The sequence below is a fragment of the Roseateles saccharophilus genome (assembly GCF_031458095.1).
Lineage (GTDB): Bacteria > Pseudomonadota > Gammaproteobacteria > Burkholderiales > Burkholderiaceae_C > Pelomonas > Pelomonas saccharophila_A.
Window position 1 is genome coordinate 2,590,949 of record NZ_JAVDXU010000001.1, and the last position, 20,371, is coordinate 2,611,319.

Here is a 20,371-nt window from a genome sequence, read left to right on the forward strand (position 1 = left end):
GGAGAACCGGCCGGCAGGCAATCTAGCACAGGGTCATGAGCCAAACGTTTCCCGCATCTGCTGAACACAGCCGCTATGTGCAGCGGGTCAGGCGCCGCTACGCGGCGGAATTGCCGCTATTGCCGCCGGGCCTGCCGGACCGCGCCGTCATTGGCGCGCTGATCGAGCAACTGGCCGCCAGCCGGCCGCTGGCGAGTGCGCTGCGGGTGGCCCGCCACCTGGTGCTGGAGCGGCTGGCGGTGCTGGACATCGAACAGGCCGCCAGCGTGGAGGATGTCACGCTGGCCATGACGCATCTGGCCGAGGTGACCCTTGACAAGGCCCTGGCCTGCGCGCGTGCCGAGCTGGACGCCATCCATGGCGAACCCCGCACGGCGGAAGGCGGCGACATCGCCTTCTGGGTGCTGGGCATGGGCAAGCTCGGCGCCCGCGAGCTCAATGTCTCGTCGGACATCGACCTCATCTACGTTTACGAAGATGACGGCCAGACGCAAGGTTCACGCCCCGTCACAGCCCACGAATACTTCTCCAGCGTCGCCAAGCGCCTTTACGCGCTGATCGGCGACGTCACCGACGACGGCCAGGTCTTTCGCGTCGACCTGGCCCTGCGGCCCAACGGCAAGAGCGGCCCGCCGGTCGTCAGCCTGGCCATGCTGGAGGAATATTTCCTCGTGCAGGGCCGCGAATGGGAGCGCTTCGCCTGGCTGAAGAGCCGCGTCGTCGCGCCACTCAGCGGCATGGGCGCGCCGGGCGATGCGCGCACGCTGCAGCTGCGCAACCTCGTCACGCCCTTCGTCTACCGCCGCTACCTGGACTACGGCGTCTTCGAAGGCCTGCGCCAGCTGCACGGCAAGATCCGCAGCGAAGCCAAGGCCCGCGCCGCCGGCCGGCCCGAGCGCGCCAACGACGTCAAGCTGTCGCGCGGGGGCATCCGCGAGATCGAGTTCATCGTGCAGCTGCTGCAGGTGGTGCGTGGCGGCCAGTTCCCCGAGATCCGCACCCGCTCCACCGTCAAGGCCCTGGCCCAGCTGGCGGCCGGCGGGCTGATGAAGGCCGAGACGGCCAGGAAGCTCAGCGAGGCCTATGTCTTCCTGCGCCGCGTCGAGCACCGCATCCAGTTCCTGGACGACCAGCAAACCCATTGCCTGCCCCAGGGCGACGCCGACCTGGCCTGGATCGCCGCGTCCCTCGGCCTGAAATGTTCGCGCGAGGCCTGTGAACTCTTCGAGCAGCTCGGCGAAGTGCGCGAGCTGGTGGCCACCGAGTTTGATTCCCTGCTGCACGAGGGCGGCAAGCCCCAGGGCGGCTGCAAGGGCGGCCAGTGCGGCGGCCCCAAGCCAGCCGTCGACGGCGAGGACTTCCTCAATGGCCTGCCGCCCGAGCTGGCCACGGCCGTGCGCGCCCTGGCCGACACGCCGCGCGTGCAGGGCCTGCGCGAGGAATCGCGCCAGCGCCTGGCCAAGCTCTTCCACCGCGCCGCGCAAGCCGTGGCAGCCGAGGAATGCTCGCTGGACGCGGCCCTGCGCTTTGTCGACTGGGTCGGCCCGCTGCTGCGCCGCGAGAGTTACCTGGCCTTGCTCGTCGAGCGGCCCGCCGTGCAGCAGCGCCTGCTGCGCCTGCTGGGCCTGGCGCGCTGGCCGATGCGCTACTTGATGCAGCACCCCGGCGTCATCGACGAGCTCGCCGACCCGCTGCTGCTGACCGCCCGCTTCGACCGCGAGGCCTTCATCACCGACCTGATGGAGCGCGAGCAAGGGTGGGAACGCAGCGGCGAGGCCGACGAGGAGGCTTTGCTCGATACGCTGCGCCGCGCCCACCATGCCGAGGTCTTCCGCACGCTGGTGCGCGACGTCGAGGGCCGCATCACCGTCGAGCAGGTGGCCGACGATCTGTCGCTGCTGGCCGACGCCGTGCTGCAGATCGCCATCACCTGGGCCTGGGCGCGCTTTGGCAAGGCCCACCGCGCCGAACCTCGCCTGGCCGTCATCGCCTACGGCAAGCTCGGTGGCAAGGAGCTGGGCTATGGCGGCGACCTGGATGTCGTCTTCGTCTTCGACGACGAAGACGAGAACGCGGCCGAGATCTATGGCGCCTTCGTGCGCCGCCTCATCACCTGGCTGACGCTGCGCACCGCCGCCGGGGAGCTGTTCGACATCGACACCGCGCTGCGGCCCAACGGCAACTCCGGCCTGCTGGTCACGTCCCTGGCCCATTTCGAGGCCTACCAGACCGGCCGCGGCAGCAACACCGCCTGGACCTGGGAACACCAGGCCATCACGCGGGCGCGCTTTTGCGCCGGCAACGCCAGCATGGCCGAGCGCTGCGAGAGCGTGCGCCGCCAGGTGCTGACGGCGCCGCGCGATGCCCAAGCGCTCAAGCGCGAGGTGCAGGCCATGCGCGAGAAGGTGCGTGCGGCGCGGCCCGTGAAGGACGGCCTCTTCGACGTCAAGCACAGCGAGGGCGGCATGATGGATGCCGAGTTCGCCGTGCAATTCCTGGTGCTGGCACATTCGGCGACCCACCCCCTGCTGCAGGACGATCTCGGCAACATCGCGCTGCTGCGCATCGCGGAGTCCGTCGGCCTGCTGCCGGCCGGCGTCGGTGTCCGCGCTGCCGATGCCTATCGCGAATTGCGCCGCGTGCAGCACAAGGCGAGGCTGGACGAGCAGTCCACCGCGCTGGACGAGGCCGCTGCCGCGCCGCTGGCCGCGCACCGAGACGCCGTGCGCGCCCTATGGCAAGCCGTGTTTGGCTGATGCTGTGCGCGGCCCTGGCCGCGCTGTCCCTGCTGGCCTGGCCGCTGCCGCGCGAGGCGCTGGACTGGCAACCGGCCCTGGTCCTGCCGCAGCCCTGGCGCGCCGTCACGGCCGCCTTCGTGCACTGGACGCCCCTGCACCTCGCGGCCAATCTCGCCGGCTGCGCGGTGCTGGCGCTGCTGGGCTGGCGCGCCGGCCTGGGCCCGCGTGAAGCGCTTGCCGGCCTGATCGCCCTGCCCCTGACCCAACTCGGCCTGTTGCTGCGCCCCGAGCTTCAGCACTACGCCGGCCTGTCGGGCGAGCTGCACGCGCTGGCGGCCGTCGCCGCGCTGACGCTGTTCACGCGCCGCAGCCGCGAGCATTTCATCGGCGCGGCCATCGCCGTCGGCCTGGTCATCAAGCTCCTGCTCGAAGATCCACTCGGCCCCGTGCTGCGCAGCACGCCCGGCTTCGACTTCGAAGTCGCGCCCTGGGCCCATCTTTGCGGCGCCGTGGCCGGCACGCTGGCCTGGGGGCTGACAATGCGCCGATCTGAAAAGCCACCGAGGATCCCGCATGGGACGTGAAGCCAGCTGTACCGCCCGCGTCGGGCAAGAGACCGCCGAGGTCACCGCCCTGCTCGAATCGACCACCGTCGTGCTGCGCGGCGCCATCAAGCGCAAATGGGAGATCGCTGCGCTGCAGAACCTGCGCCTGGAGGGCGAGGAGCTGCGCTTCGAGGCCGGCGAGGAGGCCGTCGCTCTGGTGCTGGGCGACAAGGAAGGCGGCAAGTGGCTGAAGAAGCTGCAGACGCCGCCGCCCACGCTGGCCGCCAAGCTGGGTGTCAGCGCCGACAACCCGGCCCTGCTGATCGGCCCCACGGTCGGCACGCTGGACCCGGCCCTGGCCGAGGCCCTGGCCGGCGGCATCACCACCAATCTGCGCGAGGCGCGCATGCTGGTCGCGGTGCTGAGCAAGGCGTCGGAGCTGCCGCGCATGGCCGAGTTCCATGCCGACATGATCTGCAAGACCGTCTGGGTCGTGCATCCCAAGGGCCCCGACGCCGATCCGTCGGACGCCCAGGTGCGCACCGCCATGCGCGGCTGGGGCTATGTGGACAACAAGACCAGCGCCGTGTCGGACGCGCTGACGGCGACGCGCTATGTGAAGAGCGATCCGCCACCGGCCAAGAAGCGGGTGCGCAATCGCTAGATCACATTGGCCTCCAGCAGCGGTCGGCCGTCGAGCAGGCGCTGCGGCGTCAGCGCGGTGATCAGCGGTGCCTCCAGCCCCGCGATCAACCTTGCCATCGAATGGCCGACGGCGGGCGCCTGCTGCATGCCATGGCCCGAGAAGCCGCAGGCGGTGAAGGCGTTCGCATAACCCGGCAACCGGCCGGCCAGGCCGTTGTGGTCAAAGGCATTCATCTCGTAATAGCCGGCCCAGGCCGAGCGCACGCGCAGGGCTTCGAGTGCTGGCACGCGGGCGGCGAGCGTCGGCCACAAAAGCTCGTCGAAGAGACCATGGTCGATGTCGTGCAGCGGCTCCTCGTCGCGGTCCTCACCTCGCGGCGGACCGCCGGCCAGGATCAATGAGCCCTCGGTACGGAACCAGAAGCCGCTGGGGTCGATGACGAGGGGGCAGCCAGGCAGCGAGGCCGGCGTTTCCAGCACAAAGACATCGCGCTTCTTGGCGTGGATGGGCAGGGTGACGCCAAGGGCGGCCCCCAGCGGCGCGCTCCAGGCGCCGGCAGCGATGACAAAGGCATCACCATCGACGCGGGAGCCGCCGGCGCACCGCACGGCGATGACCTGCTCGCCGGAAGCTTCAAATCCCACCGCATCGGCCTCGACAAAGCGAACGCCGCAGGCCTTGGCCTTGCGCCGGAAGGCGCGATGCAGGGCCGGGCCATCGAACCAGCCCTCGCCGCTCAGGCCGAGCGAGCCCAGCGCAAGATCGCCGACCGCCAGCCATGGAAAGCGTGCGGCCAGTTCGGCCGGCCCCAGCAGCGCGACATCGACGCCATGCGCACGCTGCACGGCATGCACCTCGCGCAGCGTCGCCGCACCGGCCTCGGTCGCGAGATAGAGATAGCCGGGCTCGACGAGGCCGATGGCGGGCCTGTCGTCGGGTGTCGCCAGCTCGTCCTCCACGCGGCGCAGGAAGCCGAGGCTCCACCGCGACAAGGCCATATTGACCGGCTGCGAGAACTGCTGGCGGATGGAGCTCAGCGACAGCGAGCTGGACGCCCGCGCATAGGAGGGGTCGCGCTCGATGACGGTCACCGCCGCGCCGTGGTCGCGAGCCAGGAAGCAGGCCGTCGCCGCGCCCATGATTCCCCCGCCGATGATGGTCACCTTGAACATGCTGGCAGCATAGGGGGCATGACCCGCCATACCCATCTCGACCCCCGCGCCATTGCCATCCTGCTGCTGTGCTGCCTGCTCTGGGGCATCAACCAGGTGGCCGCCAAGGCGGCGCTGACGGAGATCGGTCCTCTATGGCAGGCGGGGCTGCGCTCGGTCGTCGCAGGATTCCTGGTGTGGCTGTGGTCGATGTCGCGCGGCATCAAGCTGTTCGAGCGCGACGGCAGCCTGTGGGGCGGCGTGCTGGCCGGCCTGCTGTTCGCGGCCGAGTTCGGCTGCATCTTTGTCGGCCTGCAATACACCAGCGCCTCGCGCATGGTGGTCTTCATCTATCTGGCGCCCTTTGTCGTCGCCCTGGGCATGCCGTGGATCGCCCGCGGCGAGGCGCTGTCGGCGCGGCAATGGGTCGGCCTGGTGCTGGCCTTTGGCGCCATGGCCTTTGCGTTCGCAGAAGGCTTCTCGGCACCGGGTACGCCACTGCAATGGTGGGGCGACGCCCTCGGCGTGGCCGCCGCCGTGCTGTGGGGCGGCACGACGCTGGCCATCCGCGCGACGAAGCTGAGCTCCGCACCGGCCGAGAAGACCCTGCTCTACCAGTTGGGTGTCTCCGCCGTCGCCCTGTGTGCCGCCGCCGTCTTTGCGGGCGAGCCCCTGCCGCTGCATTGGTCGCCCCGGCTTTTCGGCCTGTTCGGCTTCCAGGCCGTCGTCGTGACCTTCGCCAGCTATCTGGCCTGGTTCTGGCTGATCCGCCACTACGCCGCCACCAAGCTGGCCGTCTTCACGCTGAGCACGCCACTGTTCGGCCTGGTGGCCGGCGCCCTGCTGCTGGGCGAGGGCATCAGCGCCCGCCTTATCGCGGCCCTGGCCGCCCTGGCGGTGGGCATCGTGCTGGTGAACCAGCGCTGATGTCGCCACCGCGCTAGAGGCCGGGCGCCGCTCTGCATAGACTGCGGCATTCACCAGGAGACATCCATGATCACGCTCTGCGGCATCCCGCTCTCGAACTACTACAACAAGGCCAAGCTGGTCCTGCTGGAAAAGGGCATCCCCTTCACCGAGGAATACGTGAGGACGCATTCCCATGAAGAGTCCGTGCTGAGCTGCTCGCCGCTGGGCAAGGTGCCCTTCATCAAGACGCCGCATGGCCCGCTGTGCGAGAGCCAGGCCATCGTCGAATACCTGGAGGCCGCCTATCCCGAGACGCCGCGCCTGATCCCCGCCCACCCCTATGAGGCGGCCAAGGTGCGCGAGCTGATCACCTATGTCGAGCTGCACCTGGAGCTGGTGGCGCGCGAGCTGTACCCGGAAGCCTATTTCGGCGGCCAGGTCAGCGACGGCACCAAGAAGCGCGTCGCCCGCGTGCTGCCCGAGCACATCCAGGCCTTCAAGCGCCTGGCCAAGTTCGGCCCCTATCTGGCCGGCGACAGCTTCACGCTGGCCGACTGCGCCGCCTGGGTCAGCCTGCCCCTGGTGGGCATGACGACCAAGATCATCTACGGCGAAGACTTCCTTGCCGCCGCCGGCATCGACTGGAAGCCCTATGCCAAGCTGATCGGCGAGCGTCCGCATGCCCTCAAGGTGGCGGCCGACCGCAAGGCGGACCAGGAGCGCTCGCTGAGTGCGGCCAAGAGCTGAAAACTTGCCCGAACACACCGAGGTCGAGCTCAAGTTCCTCGTCCCAGCCGCCGCACGCACCGCGTTGGTCGCCGAGCTGACGGGGCGCGGAACGCCACGGCGTGTTTCACTGACCGACAGCTATTTCGATACGCCCGACTGGCGCCTGGGGCGAGCAGGCCTGGCCTGGCGCATGCGCCGCGAAGGCCGGCGTTGGGTGCAGGGCCTGAAGGCCGCGGGCGCCGGCGCACTGGAGCGTTTCGAGCACGAGGTCGAGCGCCCCGACGCCAGCCTCGACCCGCAGGCCCATGCGCAGACGTCACCCGGCCAGTTGCTGTTGGAGTTGCATTCCGAGGCTGTGGGCCCGCGCTTCCAGATCCAGCAACGCCGCCTGCTGCGCCGCGTGCGCACGCGTGGCGCCGTCGTCGACATCGCACTGGATGAGGGCCGGCTGACGGCCGGCGCAGCGGTGCAGAAACTGTGTGAGATCGAGTTCGAGCTGGTGTCGGGCTCGCCCGTCGCGATGCTCGCCCTGGTCGAACGCTGGCGCCGCCGCTTCGGTCTGGTCTATGACCCGCGCAACAAGGCCGAGCGCGGCCACGCCCTTGCAACGGGCTCTTCACCACTGCGCAAGGCCAGGACGCCGCGCTACGGCAAGGGCGCCAGCGCTCTCGAGGCCTTCGGCGCGGTGTTCGACGAATGCCTGGCCCATGTCAGCCGCAATGCCATCGGCCTGATCGAGGGCGACCCCGAGCTGCGCGCCGAGCATGTGCACCAGATGCGCGTCGGCATCCGCCGCCTGCGCAGCGCGCTGCGGGCCTTCCGCGGCTGGGTGGCCGAGCCGCCGGCCGAGCTGATGGACGGCCTGCGCGCGCTGTTCGCCGAACTGGGCAAGGCGCGCGACAGCGATGTGCTGGGCAGCGGCGTTGCCGCCGAACTCCAGCGGGCCGGCGCGCCGCCACTGACGCTGCCTGCGGACAACGGCTCGATCGACCTGACTGCCTTGATCCGCAACGATGACACCCAGCAACTGCTGCTCGCCTGGATCACCTGGCGCACCGGCCTGCAGCCGCTGGAAGAGCCGCAGGGCTCGCTGAAACGCCTGGCGCGCCAGCGCCTGCGCCGCTGGCACAAGGGCCTGGTGGACGGCTGCCACCGCTTCGACGAACTCGAGCCCGCGGAACTGCACGCGCTGCGCAAGCACGCCAAGCGCCAGCGCTACGCCCTCGAGTTCTTCACGCCCCTGCTGCCCAGGAAGCGCGCCGCGCGACATCTGCAGGCCCTGGCCGCGGCCCAGCAGGCCCTGGGCAAGATCAACGACCTCGTCGTGGCCCACGACCGCTATCGGGCCCTGGTGGCCAGCGACCCGGCCGCCTGGTTTGCCGTCGGCTGGCTGACCGCCCGCCTGGCCGAGGTGCGCGAGCAGGCCCGCGACGAGCTCAGCCATCTGGCGGCGATCGAGAACCTAGCGCGCTAGCTTGAGCCTGACGATGGGCCGCGCCGGCTGGTGCCGCGCCACCTCTTCAAAGCCCAGTTCATCGAACATCGCCAGCGAGCCGAACCAGGGCGCATCCGGCGCGCCCGCCTCGCTCTTGTCGACCGGATAGGCCTCGATGAGGCGAACGCCGCGTTTGCGCGCATAGGCCACGGCGCCCTGCAGCATCGCTCGCGCGACGCCCTGCTTGCGGTACTCCGAGGGCACGACGAGGCAGACGATGGACCAGACGGCCTGGTCATCCACCGCCTTCATGGCCGGCGAGCGGCGCAGCTTGGCAAAGTCCTCGCGGGGGCCGAGGGACACCCAGCCCACCGGCGTGTCACCCCGATACCCGAGCAGGCCGGGCGGCGGATCCTGGGCCGACAACGCCTTCAGCGCGTCATGCGCGGCCTGGCGCTGTGCCTCGCTCGGCCGCGTATAGGCGCCCTTGCCCGTGACGCGGTAGTACATGCACCAGCAGCCGCGCGCTTCCGAACAACCGCGCGCCTCGAACAGGGCTTCCAGATCGGGCCAGCGCTCGGGCGTCAGGGCATGCACGGCGAGCTTCATGACGACAGCTTCAGCCCGACGATGCCGGCCACGATCAGGGCGACACTGATCAGCCGCGCCGGATTGGCCGGCTCGCCGAGCAGGAAGATGCCCAGCACGACGGTGCCAACGGCGCCGACGCCGACCCAGACGCCGTAGGCCGTGCCCACCGGCAACGACTTCATCGCGATGCCGAGCAGCCACAGGCTGGCGATCATGCAGGCTGCCGTCGCCACGCTGGGCCAGGGCTTGGTGAAGCCCTCGGTGTATTTCAGGCCGATGGCCCAGCCGACCTCGAGCAGGCCGGCTATGAGGAGAACGATCCAGGCCATCCGATTTCCTTCAGCAATACCTCGATGCGATTCTGGCCGGGTCTGCAATCCCGGGGCGCACTGGGGTTGGCTTACGCTTGCGTCCATGAGCCACAAGCCGACGACGGTCAATGAGCTGGGCGAGTTCACCGTCCTCATCGACGCGCGCTCGCCCGCCGAGTACGCCCTCGACCACATCCCCGGCGCCATCAACTGCCCCGTGCTGGACGACGAGGAGCGCCGCATCGTCGGCACCACCTATGTCCAGGTCTCCGCCTTTGAGGCGCGCAAGATCGGCGGCGCCATGGTGGCGCGCAATATCGCCCGCCATCTGGACGGCCTCTTCCATGACAAGCCCAAGGAGTGGCGGCCGCTGGTCTATTGCTGGCGCGGTGGCATGCGCAGCGGCAGCTTCGTCAACTGGCTGCGCCTGGTGGGCTGGGATGCCCAGCAGCTCAAGGGCGGCTACAAGGCCTGGCGCGCCCATGTCATCGAGCAGATCGAGCAGCGCGCGCCGCAGCTGCAGCTGCGCGTGCTGTGCGGCCCCACCGGCAGCGCCAAGACACGGGTGCTGCAGGCCCTGGCAACCGAGGGTGAGCAGGTCCTGGACCTGGAAGAGCTGGCCGCCCATCGCGGCTCGGTGCTGGGCGCCATGCCCGGCCGGCCCCAACCCTCGCAAAAGGGTTTCGAGACCCAGCTGATGCACCGCCTCACCAGCCTGGACCCGGCCCGCCGCGTCTGGGTCGAGGCCGAGAGCCGGCGCATCGGCCGCATCACCGTGCCCGAGCCGCTGCTGCAGCGCCTGCGCGAGAGCCCGGTCGTCGAGATTGCCGCTTCGCCGGCGGCCCGCCTGGACTATCTGCTGCGCGACTACGCCTGGCTGGGCGACGACCCGCAGGGCCTGGCCGACAAGCTGGGCACGCTGCGCGAGCTGCTGCCCAAGGAGGTGCTGGCGCAGTGGCAGGCCTGGGCCCTGGAGGGCGCCCTGCCCCTACTCTTCGAGGCCTTGATGGCCCAGCATTACGACCCCCTTTATGCCCGCTCGCAGGGCCGCCATCTGGCCGGCTTGCCGGCCGCGCAGCGCCTTCAATGCGAGGATCTGTCGGACGCCGGCATCCAGGCCCTGGCCCGGCGCATCGCTTCACTGCCCTAGGTGGCTGTCATGACCCAAAACTCTCCCGCCGTCCCCCGCCTGACCTCGCTGTCCCACGGCGGCGGCTGCGGCTGCAAGATCGCCCCCGGCGTGCTCAGCGAGATCCTGAAGAGCACGCGCAACTTCCCGGCGCCGCCGCAGCTGCTGGTGGGCATAGAGACGGCCGACGACGCCGCCGTCTACCAGCTGACCGACGACATCGCGCTGATCGCGACGACGGACTTCTTCATGCCCATCGTCGACGATCCCTTCGACTTCGGCCGCATCGCCGCGACCAATGCCATCAGCGACGTCTACGCCATGGGTGGCAAGCCCATCATGGCCCTGGCCCTGGTGGGCATGCCCATCAATGTGCTGCCGGTCGACGTCATCGGCAAGATCCTGGCCGGCGGCGAGTCGGTCTGCAGCGCCGCCGGCATCCCGATCGCAGGCGGGCACACCATCGATTCCGTCGAGCCCATCTACGGCCTGGTGGCTCTGGGCGTCGTGCATCCCAAACGCGTCAAGCGCAACGCGGATGCCCGCGTCGGCGACCGACTGGTGCTGGGCAAGCCCCTGGGCGTGGGCGTGCTGTCGGCAGCGCTGAAGAAGGAGGCGCTGTCGGCCGAGGGCTATGCGCAGATGCTCGCGACGACGACACAGCTCAACACGCCCGGGCCGGACCTGGCGGCACTGGACGGCGTCCATGCCATGACCGATGTGACGGGCTTTGGTCTGGCCGGCCATGGGCTGGAGCTGGCGCGCGGCGCCCAGGCCAGCGTCGAGATCGACTGGGCACGCGTTCCTCTGCTGCCCGGAGTGCGCGAACTCGCCGAGCGCGGCATGGTCACCGGCGCCTCGGGGCGCAACTGGGCCGGCTATGGTGCGGAGGTCGTCCTGCCCGACGGTTTCGCGGCCCTCGACCGGGCCCTGCTGACCGACCCCCAGACCAGCGGCGGCCTGCTGGTGTCCTGCGCAGCCGGCGCGGTGGACGACGTGCTCGGCATCTTCCGCCGCCATGGCTTCGGTGCCGCGGCTGAGATCGGCGCGGTGGTGGCCGCGGGGGCGCAAGGCCCGCGGCTGCAACTGCGCTAGCGAAACGGCTCTCGTTCCGTCCTACACACAAAGGCCGGTGGACGGCGAAGACTGGGGGCTCCGTCAGACCAGGAGAGACCATGGAAACCTTGCAGGCAGACCCCTTGCATCCCGGCTGGGTCAAGGGCTGGATGGTGCTGAAGGTCAAGCAGCAGCTGCCCGGCGACTTCGTCAGCTTTCACGCCCATGCCGCCGAGGCGCAGGCCGAAGCGCAGCGGCGCGGCGCGGGGCATCAGGTCTTCCACGGCAGCCATCGCATGGGCAGCGAGGAATTCATCGTCGACTAGGGCTGAGGTGTCGACAGCCGCCTCTGCAGGGCGCGCATCAGCAGGCCCAGCACGGGCAGCTTGGCGTAGAGCTCCTCGGCGGCATCCCAGTAGTCCCGGTGCACGAACACCAGGCCGGCGCTCGAGTAGCGCAGATGGCTGGCGCCGCGGATGGTCATCGGCGCGCCGCGGGCCTGGCGCCGGAAATGCATCTCCCAGCCGAGAAAGGCCTCGTTGCCCTCCGTGGCGGCCGTCTGTACGACGAAGCGCGGCTCATGCAGCTCCTCGAACATCTGGCTGAAGATGCGCTCGATGGCCGGCCGGCCGAGGACGTCGTTGAAGGGGTCCTTGAAGCTGGCTTGCGCGTGATACAGGGACAGCAGGGCGGGCAGGCTCTCGCGGGTCAGGCCGGTGTAGGCCTGCACCAGCCGGTGGGTGCGGGGGTCGGCGGACGTGGCCGGCATGTCAGGCTCCGGTGGCGCGGCGCACGGCCGCGAAATACCAGGCATCCGGCAGGCAGCGCAGCAGGCGCATCCAGGCCGTGAAGCGGCGCGGGAAGTTCATCTCGAAGCGCCCGCGCGCCCAGCCGTCGAGCATGTGCCGCGCCGCCTCTTGCGGCGCGATCAGGGCCGGCATGTGGAAGTGGTTCTGGGCCGTCAGCGGCGTCTCGACGAAGCCCGGGTTGACGATGGACACGCCCAGGCCCAGCGGCTGCAGGTCCAGGTAGAGGTTCTCGGCGAGGTTGTTCAGCGCCGCCTTGGTCGGCCCGTAGGCCAGGGACATCGGCAGGCCGCGATAGCCCGCCACGCTGCCCACCAGGCAGAGATGGCCGCTGCGCGCCGCGATCAGCATCGGCAGCACGGCCTCGAGCAGATGCAGCACGCCGCCGTAGTTGACGGCCAGGTGGCGCTCCATCTCTTGGCGGTCGAAGGACGTTGCCTGCTGGGCCTGGTAGTGGCCCGCGCAGTAGAGCACCAGGGCCGGGGCGCCCAGGGCGTGCCCCTGCACCGCTTTCGCGGCGGCGCCCATCTCGTCGGGCCGGGTCACGTCCAGCGGCAGCGCCACGCTGCCGGGGTGCTCGCGCACGAAGGCCTGCAGGGACTCGGCATGCCGCGCCGACACGATGACGCGGGCACCCCGCTGGCACAGCGCGGCCGCCGTCGCGCGGCCTATGCCCGACGACGCGCCTATCACCCAGACCCAGCGGCCTTGCCAGTCGCGCAGCGGCGGGTTCAGAGGCATGGGCTCATTCCTTGGTGATGACCAGGGTCACGTCGCCGAGGTGCAGGCCGAACTTGCTCATGGCCGAGCGGTTCAGCACGGTGCGCTCGTCGATGAGGAACATCCAGTCGTCGAGGGCGACGTTCCAGACCCGCCCGTCCACCGGCAGGGCCAGCGTGTAGTTCCAGCGCAAGGCATTGCCGGCGCTCTCGCCTTCGGCCGCGCCGATGACGTCATCCGCCGTGCCGCTGTAGCGCCCCTGGCCGAGGGACCGCAACCGCCAGACGCGCCGCTGCGTGCTGCCATCGCTGTACTGGAAACGTTCGTCGAGCACGCCGACATCGCCGTCCCAGCGCCCCACCATCTTGACGGTGAAGCGCTTCACGACGCGGCCGGCGCGGTCGGTGAACATGCCCTTGGCGCTGAGCTCGCCGCTAAGGAAGGCGCGCAGGTCCAGCCGGGGTTCTTCCTTGGCGTAGTCCCGCACCTCGGGGCCGGCGCAGCCGGCCAGCGTGAAAGCCACGCCGGCGCCGAGCAGTGCGCGGCGGATGAGGGGAACGTTCATGCGTGATCCTTCCAGCTCGGGTTCAGGCCCTCCGCCCGCCACAGCGCCGCGGCGGCGGCCAGCTTCAGCAGACAGGGCAGGCCGCCATAGGCCCAGGCCAGGGCCAGCAGGCCGGCCTCGTCGCGGCCGCCACTGCGGTAGCCGGCGGCGGCCAACAGGGGCAGGGCCAGGCCCGCGGCCAGGGCCAGGTTGAGCTTGGTGGCGCAGGTCCACCAGCCAAGGTAGACGCCTTCGTCGCGGCCGCCGGCGCCGTTGCGATGGATGACGCCGGTCAACAGCGCACCCGGCAGGGCCAGGTCGGCGCCCAGGGCCAGGCCGCTGCACAGGCAGACGGCGGCAAAGGCGGCGCCGTCGCCCGCGGCGAGCCAGGGCGTGGCGGCGAAGGCGAGCACGCTGGCGGCCATGCCCAGCCGCCAGGTCGGCGCCAGCCCCCAGCGGGCGGCCATGCGCACCCACAGCGGCAGGCCCAGCACGGCGGCGGCGAAATAGCCCAGCAGCAGCGGCGCCTGCCACTGCGGCAGCTGCAGCCGGTCGGCGATGAAGAAGGGCAGCAGCGTGGCCGGGATCGCGCTGGCGATGCCATTCAGCATGAAGACGGCGAGCAGCTGGCGGAAGGCCGCAAGCCGCCATGGCGAAGGGCCGGGCTGCGGCTGCTGATGCAGGTGCGGACGGGCCCTCGCGGGCAGGCGGCTCAAGCCGAGCAGGCCGGCCGCGAGCAGCAGGGCCAGGGCGAGGCTGGTGGCGTTCCAGCCCGCCCAGACGGGCAGTGCACTGGCCAGCAGCACGCCGGTCAGCGTGCCGGCCTCGCGCCAGCCGGTCACCCGGGCGCGCAGCGCCGGCCCGCCGCCCCAGCGCGTGCCCCAGCTCTGGTGCAGGATGCTGACGCCGCTGTAGGCCAGGGTGCTCGTCAGCAGCGCGGCCACCAGCCAGGCCGTCATGACGGCAGGTGCGGTGGACGGCGGCCGCCACAGCGCGGCGAAGGCCAGGGCCAGCACGAGGCTGCCGAGGCCGGCCGCCCAGCGCGCCGCGGCCGCGCCGCGCCGGAACAGTGCGTCGACGGCGCGCCCCAGGGCCGGATCGATGAAAGCATCGAGCAGGCGCACGGCGAGCATCACCGCGCCCAGCGCTGCCAGCGGCATGCCGAGCACCGAGGCGTAGTGGTAGGGCAGGTTGACGTACAGAGGCAGGGAGACGAAGGCGAGCGGCACGGCCAGGCTCGCGTAGCCCAGGCCACGGCGCCAACCGAGGGTCATGGGCAGGGCGCCGGCGGCCGGTGTCGACATGGCTTCAGGGCGCGAGGCCGAGCAGCGCGGCGCGCAGGGCCGGCGCCGAGGACTGGCGCGCCAGCCAGATGCCGAAGAACAGCCGCGCATAGTCCGCGTCGACCGTCTGCGCGGTGAGCTTGCCGTTGTGGAAGAAGCCGACGCCGCCCTGGCCGTCGTGCAGGCCAAGCAGGCGGTCGCCGGCCGTGACGTCGGGAAAGGCGCGCGTCATCAGCGCCAGCCAGCGCTTGGCCTGGGCCTCATCGAAGCTGCCGACGCGCCGCATCTCGGCCACCGAGCGCTCGGCGATGGCCTGGCCTTCCAGGCGCCGGTCGTAGATCAGCTCGAGCGCAAAGGGATGGCGGGCATACCCTTCGGCGTCAAAGCCCGGCGGCGTCCACAAGCGGGCCTCGTAGACGCGCAGGCCGAAGAAGCGCAGCACGCCCGAGCCCTGCAGGCGCGCCTGCGGCAGGCTGGCGCGCAGCTCAGCGGGGATGGGGGTGTCGGCGATGGCTGGGAGCATGGTGAAGGGCGTGATGGCGGTGGCCGCTGCAAGCCGGCCCAGCAGGCGGCGCCGTTGCAGGGGGCGGGCGCTCATGGGCCGGGCTTTCTCAGCGTGAACTGGATGACGTCGGTGTTGCCGGTGTCGAAGGCGGCTTCACAGTAGGCCAGATAGAAGGCCCAGATGCGCTGGAAGCGCTGGTCGAAGCCCTGGCGCTGCACGGCCTCGATGTTGGCGAGAAAGGCCTCGCGCCAGCGGCGCAGCGTCTCGGCGTAGTCGGCCCCGAAGGCGAGACGGTTCTCGACGATGAAGCCGGCGCGCCGGGCCTCGGCCTCGAAGGCCGAGGGGCTGGGCAACAGGCCGCCCGGGAAGATGTATTGCTGGATGAAGTCCGTCGAGCGCAGATAGCGCGGGAACAGGTCGTCGCGGATGGTGATGGTCTGGATGCAGGCGTGGCCGCCGGGCTTGAGGCAGGCGTTGAGGGTCTGGAAGTAGCCGGCCCAGTATTCGTGGCCCACGGCCTCGAACATCTCGATGGACACGACGGCATCGAAGGGCTCGCCGCCAAAGCGCGCCGGCAGGTCGCGATAGTCCAGGTAGAGCATCTGCGCCTGCTCGTCCAGGCCGGCGTCCTGCAGGCGTTGCTGGGCCCAGCGCAACTGCTCGGCCGACAGCGTGACGCCGGTCACCTCGGCGCCAAAGTCGCGCGCCGCCAGCTCGGCGAGCCCACCCCAGCCGCAGCCGATCTCCAGCACGCGCTGGCCCGCCCCGACCCGCGCCTCGCGCAGCGCGCGGCGGTACTTGGCCTGCTGGGCGGCCAGCAGGTCGGCGCCCCGCGGGTCGCGGCCTTCGAACCAGGCCGCGCTGTAGCTCATGCTGGGGTCCAGCCAGAGCCGGTAGAAATCGTTGCCGAGGTCGTAGTGGGCGTGGATGTTCCTGGCGCTGCCCGCGCGCGAATTGCGCCGCAGCAGATGGCGCAGGCGGTAGCCCAGCCGCCCCCACCAGCTGCCGTAGATCAGGCCTTCGACATGGTCGCGGTTGGCGATGCACAGGCGCAGCAGCGCCGTCAGGTCGGGGCTGTCCCAGTCGCCGTCGATGAAGCTTTCGGCAAAGCCGATGTCGCCCGACTTGAGCGTGCGCTCGAACATCGCCCAGTCCTTCAGCACCAGCACGCCGCGCGGGCCCGTGGCCGCGGCCGGCAGTGGCAGCACGCTGGCGTCGGGCAGGCGCAGCTCCAGCTGGCCCATGGGCAGGCGCTCGAGCAGCCGCAGCAGGCGGCGGGCAGCGGTAGGCGGCTGGGCCGGGCGGGAGGGGGTCGTGAGGAAGGTCTGTGTGCTCATGCTTATCGGCTCACGAAGTTCTGGGGCGCGCCGGGCTTGGTAAAAAATGGCACGCGCTTGATCCACAGGCGGGCGGCCTGCCAGTGGATGCGCAGGATGACGCCCAGTGTCATGAAGGGCATGCCGAAGACGGCACGGCGAACGCTGGCGGCGCTCAGCTTCACCAGGGCACCGCCGACGCTGGTCTGCAGCAGCGGCCCCTGGCTGTCGTGCAGGTCCACGCGCGCGACCGTGTGCGAAGGCAAGCCTTCGGCCGAGTTCAACAGTTCGAAGCGGAAGCCGTATTCGCCGCTGACGCCGCAGAAGGGCGAGACATGGAAGACCTTGCGCGCATGGCTTTGCACGCCCCAAGCGAGCTCCGGGCCGGCCAGCAGATAGGCGTGGCGTTCGCCGAAGGTGTTGTTGACCTCGGCCAGTACCGCGGCCAGTGAGCCGTCGCCGCGGTGGGCATACCAGAAGCTCACCGGCTTGAAGGCATAGCCGAGCACGCGCGGGAAGGTCTGCAGCCAGACTTCGCCGTCCGCATCGGCTATGCCTTCCCGTTCAAGCAACTGCTCGAACCAGGCCAGGGCGTCGTCGCCACCCGCGCCGTGGTCGCGGTCGTGAAAACTCAGCCAGCCCCGGCGGTTGCGGTTCAGCTCGGCGCAGGCCTGGCGGCGCAGGCTGCGCAGCGGCAGCAGCAGGAAATAGGTGCGGTAGCGGAATTCATGCGCGACCGGCCGCAGCCGGCGGTGCCAGATGGCACCGAAGCCGATGCGAGGCGAGGCCGGTGCGCTCACGCGGCGCTCCTCTCGTCCGACAGTGCCCACGCGCCCAGGGCCTGCAGCACCCCATCGGCCGCCTGCAGCCCCGCGCGCAGGCCATCCTCGTGAAAGCCGTAGCCGCACCAGGCGCCGGCAAACCAGGTCCGCTGCCGCCCCTGCAGTTCACCAACCCGCCCCTGGGCCTGCAGGGCGGCAAGGTCGAAGACCGGGTGGCTGTAGTCGATGCGGCGGTGCACGAGGCTCTCGTCGATGGGCCGTGCCGGATTCAGAGACACGATGACGGGCTGCTGCCAGGGCAAGGGCTGCAGACGGTTGATCAGGTAGTGCAGGCAGACCTGGGCCTGCTGCGCGGCCGCCTGGCCCGAGCGCTCGTAGTTCCAGGAGGCCCAGGCCGCGCGGCGCTGCGGCAGCACGCCCACGTCGCGGTGCAGCACCGCGGTGTTGGGCTGGTAGCGGATGGCGCCGAGCACGGTGCGTTCGTCGCCGCTGGCGCCTTCGCCCAGCAGGGCCAGGGCCTGGTCGCTGTGGCAGGCGAGGACGACGGCGTCGAAGGACTCGCTGCCCTGGCGGGTCAGCAGGCGCACCTGGCGTGCGGAGCGCTGCAGGCCCAGCACGGGCGTCTGCAGGCGCGCGTCTGGGATACGAGCCACCATGCGCCGCACATACTCGCGCGAACCGCCGCGCACCGTGTACCACTGCGGCCGGTCGGCCACCTGGATGAGGCCATGGTTGTGGCAGAAGCGGATCAGCGTGCTCAAGGGGAACTTCAGCATCTGCTCGGTCGGGCAGGACCAGATGCAGCCGATCATGGGCAGCAGATAGTGCTCGCGAAAGGTCGGCGTGAAGCCCTGCGCGTCGAGGAAGTCGCCGATGGAACCTTGCAGGGCCTGGTCCGGGGCGGTCTCGGCCAGGGCCGTCGCCAGGCGGTTGAAGCGCAGGATCTCGGCCAGCATGCGCCAGAAGCGCGGCCGCAGCAGGTTGCGGCGCTGGGCGAACACGCCGCGCAGCGAGCTGCCGCTCCACTCCAGGCCGGCACGGCCGTCGGCCCGCGGCAGCTGGACCGAAAAGGACATGTCCGATGCGGCCGTCTCGACGCCGAGGTCGGCGAAGAGCTGGATCAGCAGGGGATAGGTGCGGCGGTTGAAGACCAGGAAGCCGGTGTCCACGCCATGCGTGACGCCCTCCAACTCCAGGTCCACCGTGTGGGCATGGCCACCGAAATGAGGGCCGGCCTCGAACAGCGTGACCCGGTGATCGCCGGGGGCCAGGGCGAGGCGGTGGGCCGCCGCCAGACCTGCGATGCCGGATCCAATCACGGCGATGCGATGCATGGCAATCTCCGAATGAACTGATTAGGTCATGTTGTGAACTCGATAGTTCACACAATAACTCATCAGTCTGAAAATTGCACCATCTGGTTTTTTCGACGACCTTGCCGGTCTAGAATCCGCCCATGGTTGTCGCCCGCCCCTCCATCAAAGACCAGCTGCTGCGCGTGCGCCAGGACGCCATCGTCGGCGCGGTCAATCGCCTGCTGGCCACCAAGGGCTATGACGCGATGACGGTGGACGAAGTGGCGGCCGAGGCGGGCCTGGCCAAGGCCAGCCTCTACAAGCTCTTTCCGTCCAAGGAAGAGCTGGCCGGCGCCGCCATGGTGGGCGCCCTGGACCGGGCTCTGGCCTTCGTCGATGCCCTGCGTGGCCGGGCCGACCAGGTCGCCGAAGGCAGCCCGCCGGTGCGGGCCATCGACCAGCTCAAGGCCGTGGCCCGCTGGGCCATGGCGACGCAGCTGGAAGGCGAGATGCCTTCGCTGCCGGCGCACAACTCCAGCCTCAGCGCGTCATTGCAATCCAACGACGCCTACATGGACCGGCTGATCGCCCTGAGCAATCGCCTCAGCATCTGGATCACCGAGGCCCAGACCAGCGGCCAGCTCAACCCGCTGCTGCCGCCCGAGCTGGTGCTCTACACGCTGTTCGCGCGCGCCTGCGATCCGGTCGTGGCGCTGCTCAAGGAGTCCGGCCAGTACAGCCATGAGCAGATCCTCGACTGGGTCTCGTCCACGACCTTTGACGGCCTGGCCTGTCGCTAGCCCTCAGATGTTGGTGCTCGACGGGATGCGGCTCGGCAGCAGGTATTCGTAGGGCCGCGCGCGTGCCAGGTTGCGCTGCCTGACGGTGCTCTCGACCGCGGCCAGAGCGGCTCGAAAGCGCTCCAGCGGCCCGCCCGGGCTCGTGATCGCCGGATCGAGCAGCACCGGCAGATAGGGAAAGGCACTGTCCCGGTATTCGCCCAGCGTCCGGTAGTAGACGCCGCCGAGGATGTGGAACAGCAGGATCTGCTCCTGCGCCGCCAGGCGGGCCGGCAGCATCTGCGGCCAGCTCGCTTCGGTCTGCCCCGCCACCGCCGTGGGCGCCGGCGTGCCGCCCATGCCGGCATAGAAGGGGGCATAGGTCATCAGCGAGGACTGCGGGAAGTTGACGGCCGCGTGCTGGGCACTGGCATTGAAGATGATGGCCGTCACCACCAGGGCCAGCTGGCTGCGCGTCGTGATGGGCTTGAAGCCCTTGATCCTGCCGCTGGTGGCCAGCTCGCCGGCCCAGGCCCTGAGTTCGTAGTCGCCGGTCACGTCGGCATCGCTGGCGTAGTAGACCGCGAGGTAGTCGCCCACCCACTGGCCGATCGCGGTCCAGACCAGCAGGGCATCGTCGCGATAGGGGTAGTCCGGCAACAGGCTGACGTCGTCCACGCCGCGGGCGCGCAGATCGTTGGGCAGCATGTTGTCGTAGAAGTCATAGGCCAACCGGTCGCGTCCGCACTCGCGCTGCAGCGTCTCTATGGGCGCCGCCAGGATGGTGTCGCCCGTCGTCAGCGGCCCCATGATGAGCAGGGTGGCGGCCTCGTTGATGAACATCGCCCCTTCCAGATGCGGCGCCAGCAGGCGGCTCAAGGGGTGGGCGTTGGCGAGCTGGCGCTGCGTCGCCACCGCGAAGGCCTCGGAGCGAGCGGCCGCCCCTGGGGCGTGCGAACAGCGCAATCGGCGCATAGCCATGGCCCGTGCCCGTCAAGGGCTTGTTCACCGGCCCCGGCGGCGCCATGCCACCCAGGCTTTCATAGTCGAGCAGATAGAGCCGGCCGCTGGCGGCCGCGTCGAGCAGGCTGTCGTTGCCGC

The 20,371-nt window shown here is 70.2% G+C and carries 22 protein-coding genes; 10 read left to right on the forward strand and 12 right to left on the reverse strand.

Going from position 1 to position 20,371, the window contains the following annotated elements; all coding sequences use genetic code 11:
* Positions 1 to 35: 35 nt before the first annotated feature.
* Genes glnE through J2X20_RS11840 form a run of 3 tightly spaced genes read left to right on the forward strand, consistent with a single transcriptional unit; the run spans position 36 to position 3,947 of the window.
* Positions 36 to 2,756, forward strand: a complete 2,721-nt coding sequence (glnE, locus tag J2X20_RS11830) for a bifunctional [glutamate--ammonia ligase]-adenylyl-L-tyrosine phosphorylase/[glutamate--ammonia-ligase] adenylyltransferase (RefSeq protein ID WP_310264746.1) — start codon at positions 36 to 38, stop codon at positions 2,754 to 2,756.
* Entirely contained in the window at positions 2,735 to 3,322 is a 588-nt protein-coding gene (gene rrtA / locus J2X20_RS11835; RefSeq protein WP_310264748.1) for a rhombosortase, read from the forward strand. The genes glnE and rrtA overlap by 22 nt, the downstream gene beginning before the upstream one ends.
* Positions 3,312 to 3,947, forward strand: coding sequence for a hypothetical protein (locus J2X20_RS11840; protein WP_310264750.1), 636 nt, complete (start codon positions 3,312 to 3,314; stop codon positions 3,945 to 3,947). The genes rrtA and J2X20_RS11840 overlap by 11 nt, the downstream gene beginning before the upstream one ends.
* Here J2X20_RS11840 and J2X20_RS11845 read toward each other — a convergent pair.
* A complete protein-coding gene (locus J2X20_RS11845) occupies positions 3,944 to 5,101 on the reverse strand; it encodes an NAD(P)/FAD-dependent oxidoreductase (RefSeq protein ID WP_310264752.1) in 1,158 nt (385 codons plus the stop codon). The genes J2X20_RS11840 and J2X20_RS11845 overlap by 4 nt on opposite strands.
* Positions 5,102 to 5,119: 18 nt before the next feature.
* Between J2X20_RS11845 and J2X20_RS11850 the strand changes: the two genes are divergently transcribed.
* The 3 genes from J2X20_RS11850 to J2X20_RS11860 all read left to right on the forward strand — a co-directional run bounded on the left by J2X20_RS11850 (position 5,120) and on the right by J2X20_RS11860 (position 8,192).
* Positions 5,120 to 6,007 (forward strand): DMT family transporter, encoded by an 888-nt coding sequence (locus J2X20_RS11850; RefSeq protein ID WP_310264753.1) that lies wholly within the window; start codon positions 5,120 to 5,122, stop codon positions 6,005 to 6,007.
* A 66-nt stretch (positions 6,008 to 6,073) separates the two neighbouring features.
* Complete coding sequence (locus J2X20_RS11855) at positions 6,074 to 6,736, forward strand: glutathione S-transferase family protein (RefSeq protein WP_310264756.1); 663 nt, start codon at positions 6,074 to 6,076, stop codon at positions 6,734 to 6,736.
* A 4-nt stretch (positions 6,737 to 6,740) separates the two neighbouring features.
* A complete protein-coding gene (locus tag J2X20_RS11860) occupies positions 6,741 to 8,192 on the forward strand; it encodes a CYTH and CHAD domain-containing protein (protein ID WP_310264757.1) in 1,452 nt (483 codons plus the stop codon).
* Here the strand turns inward: J2X20_RS11860 and J2X20_RS11865 are convergent.
* Complete coding sequence (locus tag J2X20_RS11865; RefSeq protein WP_310264759.1) at positions 8,181 to 8,762, reverse strand: GNAT family N-acetyltransferase; 582 nt, start codon at positions 8,760 to 8,762, stop codon at positions 8,181 to 8,183. The genes J2X20_RS11860 and J2X20_RS11865 overlap by 12 nt on opposite strands.
* Positions 8,759 to 9,073 (reverse strand): quaternary ammonium compound efflux SMR transporter SugE, encoded by a 315-nt coding sequence (gene sugE, locus J2X20_RS11870; protein WP_310264762.1) that lies wholly within the window; start codon positions 9,071 to 9,073, stop codon positions 8,759 to 8,761. The genes J2X20_RS11865 and sugE overlap by 4 nt, the downstream gene beginning before the upstream one ends.
* A gap of 85 nt (positions 9,074 to 9,158) precedes the next feature.
* Here sugE and mnmH point away from each other — a divergent pair, with 85 nt between their 5' ends.
* The 3 genes from mnmH (at position 9,159) to J2X20_RS11885 (ending at position 11,566) form a co-directional block, all read left to right on the forward strand.
* Entirely contained in the window at positions 9,159 to 10,205 is a 1,047-nt protein-coding gene (gene mnmH / locus J2X20_RS11875) for a tRNA 2-selenouridine(34) synthase MnmH (protein WP_310264764.1), read from the forward strand.
* A gap of 9 nt (positions 10,206 to 10,214) precedes the next feature.
* Positions 10,215 to 11,279: a selenide, water dikinase SelD gene (selD, locus tag J2X20_RS11880; protein ID WP_310264768.1), complete on the forward strand. Its 1,065-nt coding sequence runs from the start codon at positions 10,215 to 10,217 to the stop codon at positions 11,277 to 11,279.
* 80 nt (positions 11,280 to 11,359) lie between these two features.
* Positions 11,360 to 11,566, forward strand: coding sequence for a hypothetical protein (locus J2X20_RS11885; protein WP_310264769.1), 207 nt, complete (start codon positions 11,360 to 11,362; stop codon positions 11,564 to 11,566).
* Here J2X20_RS11885 and J2X20_RS11890 read toward each other — a convergent pair.
* From J2X20_RS11890 to J2X20_RS11925, 8 genes are read right to left on the reverse strand one after another with little or no spacing between them, the layout of a single operon-like run.
* Positions 11,563 to 12,009, reverse strand: a complete 447-nt coding sequence (locus J2X20_RS11890) for a nuclear transport factor 2 family protein (protein WP_310264772.1) — start codon at positions 12,007 to 12,009, stop codon at positions 11,563 to 11,565. The two genes, J2X20_RS11885 and J2X20_RS11890, sit on opposite strands and share 4 nt — an antisense overlap.
* 1 nt (position 12,010) lies before the next feature.
* Positions 12,011 to 12,787 carry an SDR family NAD(P)-dependent oxidoreductase gene (locus J2X20_RS11895; protein ID WP_310264774.1) on the reverse strand — a complete coding sequence of 259 codons (777 nt, stop codon included), beginning with the start codon at positions 12,785 to 12,787 and terminating at the stop codon, positions 12,011 to 12,013.
* Positions 12,788 to 12,791: 4 nt separating this feature from the next.
* The gene (locus J2X20_RS11900) at positions 12,792 to 13,331 is read right to left on the reverse strand and encodes a DUF3833 domain-containing protein (RefSeq protein ID WP_310264776.1); all 540 of its coding nucleotides are present in this window, start codon (positions 13,329 to 13,331) and stop codon (positions 12,792 to 12,794) included.
* Positions 13,328 to 14,614 carry an MFS transporter gene (locus J2X20_RS11905; RefSeq protein ID WP_310264778.1) on the reverse strand — a complete coding sequence of 429 codons (1,287 nt, stop codon included), beginning with the start codon at positions 14,612 to 14,614 and terminating at the stop codon, positions 13,328 to 13,330. Before J2X20_RS11905 ends, J2X20_RS11900 begins: the two co-directional genes overlap by 4 nt.
* Before the next feature lie 4 nt (positions 14,615 to 14,618).
* On the reverse strand, positions 14,619 to 15,191 hold the full coding sequence (locus J2X20_RS11910) for a chalcone isomerase family protein (RefSeq protein WP_409034147.1): 573 nt from the start codon (positions 15,189 to 15,191) through the stop codon (positions 14,619 to 14,621).
* On the reverse strand, positions 15,188 to 16,435 hold the full coding sequence (locus J2X20_RS11915) for a class I SAM-dependent methyltransferase (protein ID WP_310264781.1): 1,248 nt from the start codon (positions 16,433 to 16,435) through the stop codon (positions 15,188 to 15,190). The genes J2X20_RS11910 and J2X20_RS11915 overlap by 4 nt, the downstream gene beginning before the upstream one ends.
* Before the next feature lie 2 nt (positions 16,436 to 16,437).
* The gene (locus tag J2X20_RS11920) at positions 16,438 to 17,214 is read right to left on the reverse strand and encodes a DUF1365 domain-containing protein (protein ID WP_310264783.1); all 777 of its coding nucleotides are present in this window, start codon (positions 17,212 to 17,214) and stop codon (positions 16,438 to 16,440) included.
* Positions 17,211 to 18,530, reverse strand: coding sequence for an NAD(P)/FAD-dependent oxidoreductase (locus tag J2X20_RS11925; protein WP_310264785.1), 1,320 nt, complete (start codon positions 18,528 to 18,530; stop codon positions 17,211 to 17,213). The genes J2X20_RS11920 and J2X20_RS11925 overlap by 4 nt, the downstream gene beginning before the upstream one ends.
* Positions 18,531 to 18,652: 122 nt before the next feature.
* On the opposite strand from J2X20_RS11925, the gene J2X20_RS11930 reads away from it, so the two are divergent.
* On the forward strand, positions 18,653 to 19,291 hold the full coding sequence (locus J2X20_RS11930) for a TetR/AcrR family transcriptional regulator (RefSeq protein WP_310264786.1): 639 nt from the start codon (positions 18,653 to 18,655) through the stop codon (positions 19,289 to 19,291).
* Between the two features lie 3 nt (positions 19,292 to 19,294).
* On the opposite strand, the gene J2X20_RS11935 is transcribed toward J2X20_RS11930, so the two are convergent.
* Positions 19,295 to 20,251: a lipoxygenase family protein gene (locus J2X20_RS11935; RefSeq protein WP_310264787.1), complete on the reverse strand. Its 957-nt coding sequence runs from the start codon at positions 20,249 to 20,251 to the stop codon at positions 19,295 to 19,297.
* Positions 20,252 to 20,371 lie beyond the last annotated feature (120 nt).

Excerpts from the sequence above, each read along its gene's own strand:
- glnE (WP_310264746.1), top strand. The coding sequence starts at position 36 with ATGAGCCAAACGTTTCCCGCATCTGCTGAACACAGCCGCTATGTGCAG.
- rrtA (WP_310264748.1), top strand. The coding sequence starts at position 2,735 with ATGGCAAGCCGTGTTTGGCTGATGCTGTGCGCGGCCCTGGCCGCGCTG.
- J2X20_RS11840 (WP_310264750.1), top strand. The coding sequence starts at position 3,312 with ATGGGACGTGAAGCCAGCTGTACCGCCCGCGTCGGGCAAGAGACCGCC.
- J2X20_RS11845 (WP_310264752.1), bottom strand. The coding sequence starts at position 5,101 with ATGTTCAAGGTGACCATCATCGGCGGGGGAATCATGGGCGCGGCGACG.
- J2X20_RS11850 (WP_310264753.1), top strand. The coding sequence starts at position 5,120 with ATGACCCGCCATACCCATCTCGACCCCCGCGCCATTGCCATCCTGCTG.
- J2X20_RS11855 (WP_310264756.1), top strand. The coding sequence starts at position 6,074 with ATGATCACGCTCTGCGGCATCCCGCTCTCGAACTACTACAACAAGGCC.
- J2X20_RS11865 (WP_310264759.1), bottom strand. The coding sequence starts at position 8,762 with ATGAAGCTCGCCGTGCATGCCCTGACGCCCGAGCGCTGGCCCGATCTG.
- sugE (WP_310264762.1), bottom strand. The coding sequence starts at position 9,073 with ATGGCCTGGATCGTTCTCCTCATAGCCGGCCTGCTCGAGGTCGGCTGG.
- mnmH (WP_310264764.1), top strand. The coding sequence starts at position 9,159 with ATGAGCCACAAGCCGACGACGGTCAATGAGCTGGGCGAGTTCACCGTC.
- selD (WP_310264768.1), top strand. The coding sequence starts at position 10,215 with ATGACCCAAAACTCTCCCGCCGTCCCCCGCCTGACCTCGCTGTCCCAC.
- J2X20_RS11885 (WP_310264769.1), top strand. The coding sequence starts at position 11,360 with ATGGAAACCTTGCAGGCAGACCCCTTGCATCCCGGCTGGGTCAAGGGC.
- J2X20_RS11890 (WP_310264772.1), bottom strand. The coding sequence starts at position 12,009 with ATGCCGGCCACGTCCGCCGACCCCCGCACCCACCGGCTGGTGCAGGCC.
- J2X20_RS11895 (WP_310264774.1), bottom strand. The coding sequence starts at position 12,787 with ATGCCTCTGAACCCGCCGCTGCGCGACTGGCAAGGCCGCTGGGTCTGG.
- J2X20_RS11900 (WP_310264776.1), bottom strand. The coding sequence starts at position 13,331 with ATGAACGTTCCCCTCATCCGCCGCGCACTGCTCGGCGCCGGCGTGGCT.
- J2X20_RS11905 (WP_310264778.1), bottom strand. The coding sequence starts at position 14,614 with ATGTCGACACCGGCCGCCGGCGCCCTGCCCATGACCCTCGGTTGGCGC.
- J2X20_RS11910 (WP_409034147.1), bottom strand. The coding sequence starts at position 15,191 with ATGAGCGCCCGCCCCCTGCAACGGCGCCGCCTGCTGGGCCGGCTTGCA.
- J2X20_RS11915 (WP_310264781.1), bottom strand. The coding sequence starts at position 16,435 with ATGAGCACACAGACCTTCCTCACGACCCCCTCCCGCCCGGCCCAGCCG.
- J2X20_RS11925 (WP_310264785.1), bottom strand. The coding sequence starts at position 18,530 with ATGCATCGCATCGCCGTGATTGGATCCGGCATCGCAGGTCTGGCGGCG.
- J2X20_RS11930 (WP_310264786.1), top strand. The coding sequence starts at position 18,653 with ATGGTTGTCGCCCGCCCCTCCATCAAAGACCAGCTGCTGCGCGTGCGC.
- J2X20_RS11935 (WP_310264787.1), bottom strand. The coding sequence starts at position 20,251 with ATGGCTATGCGCCGATTGCGCTGTTCGCACGCCCCAGGGGCGGCCGCT.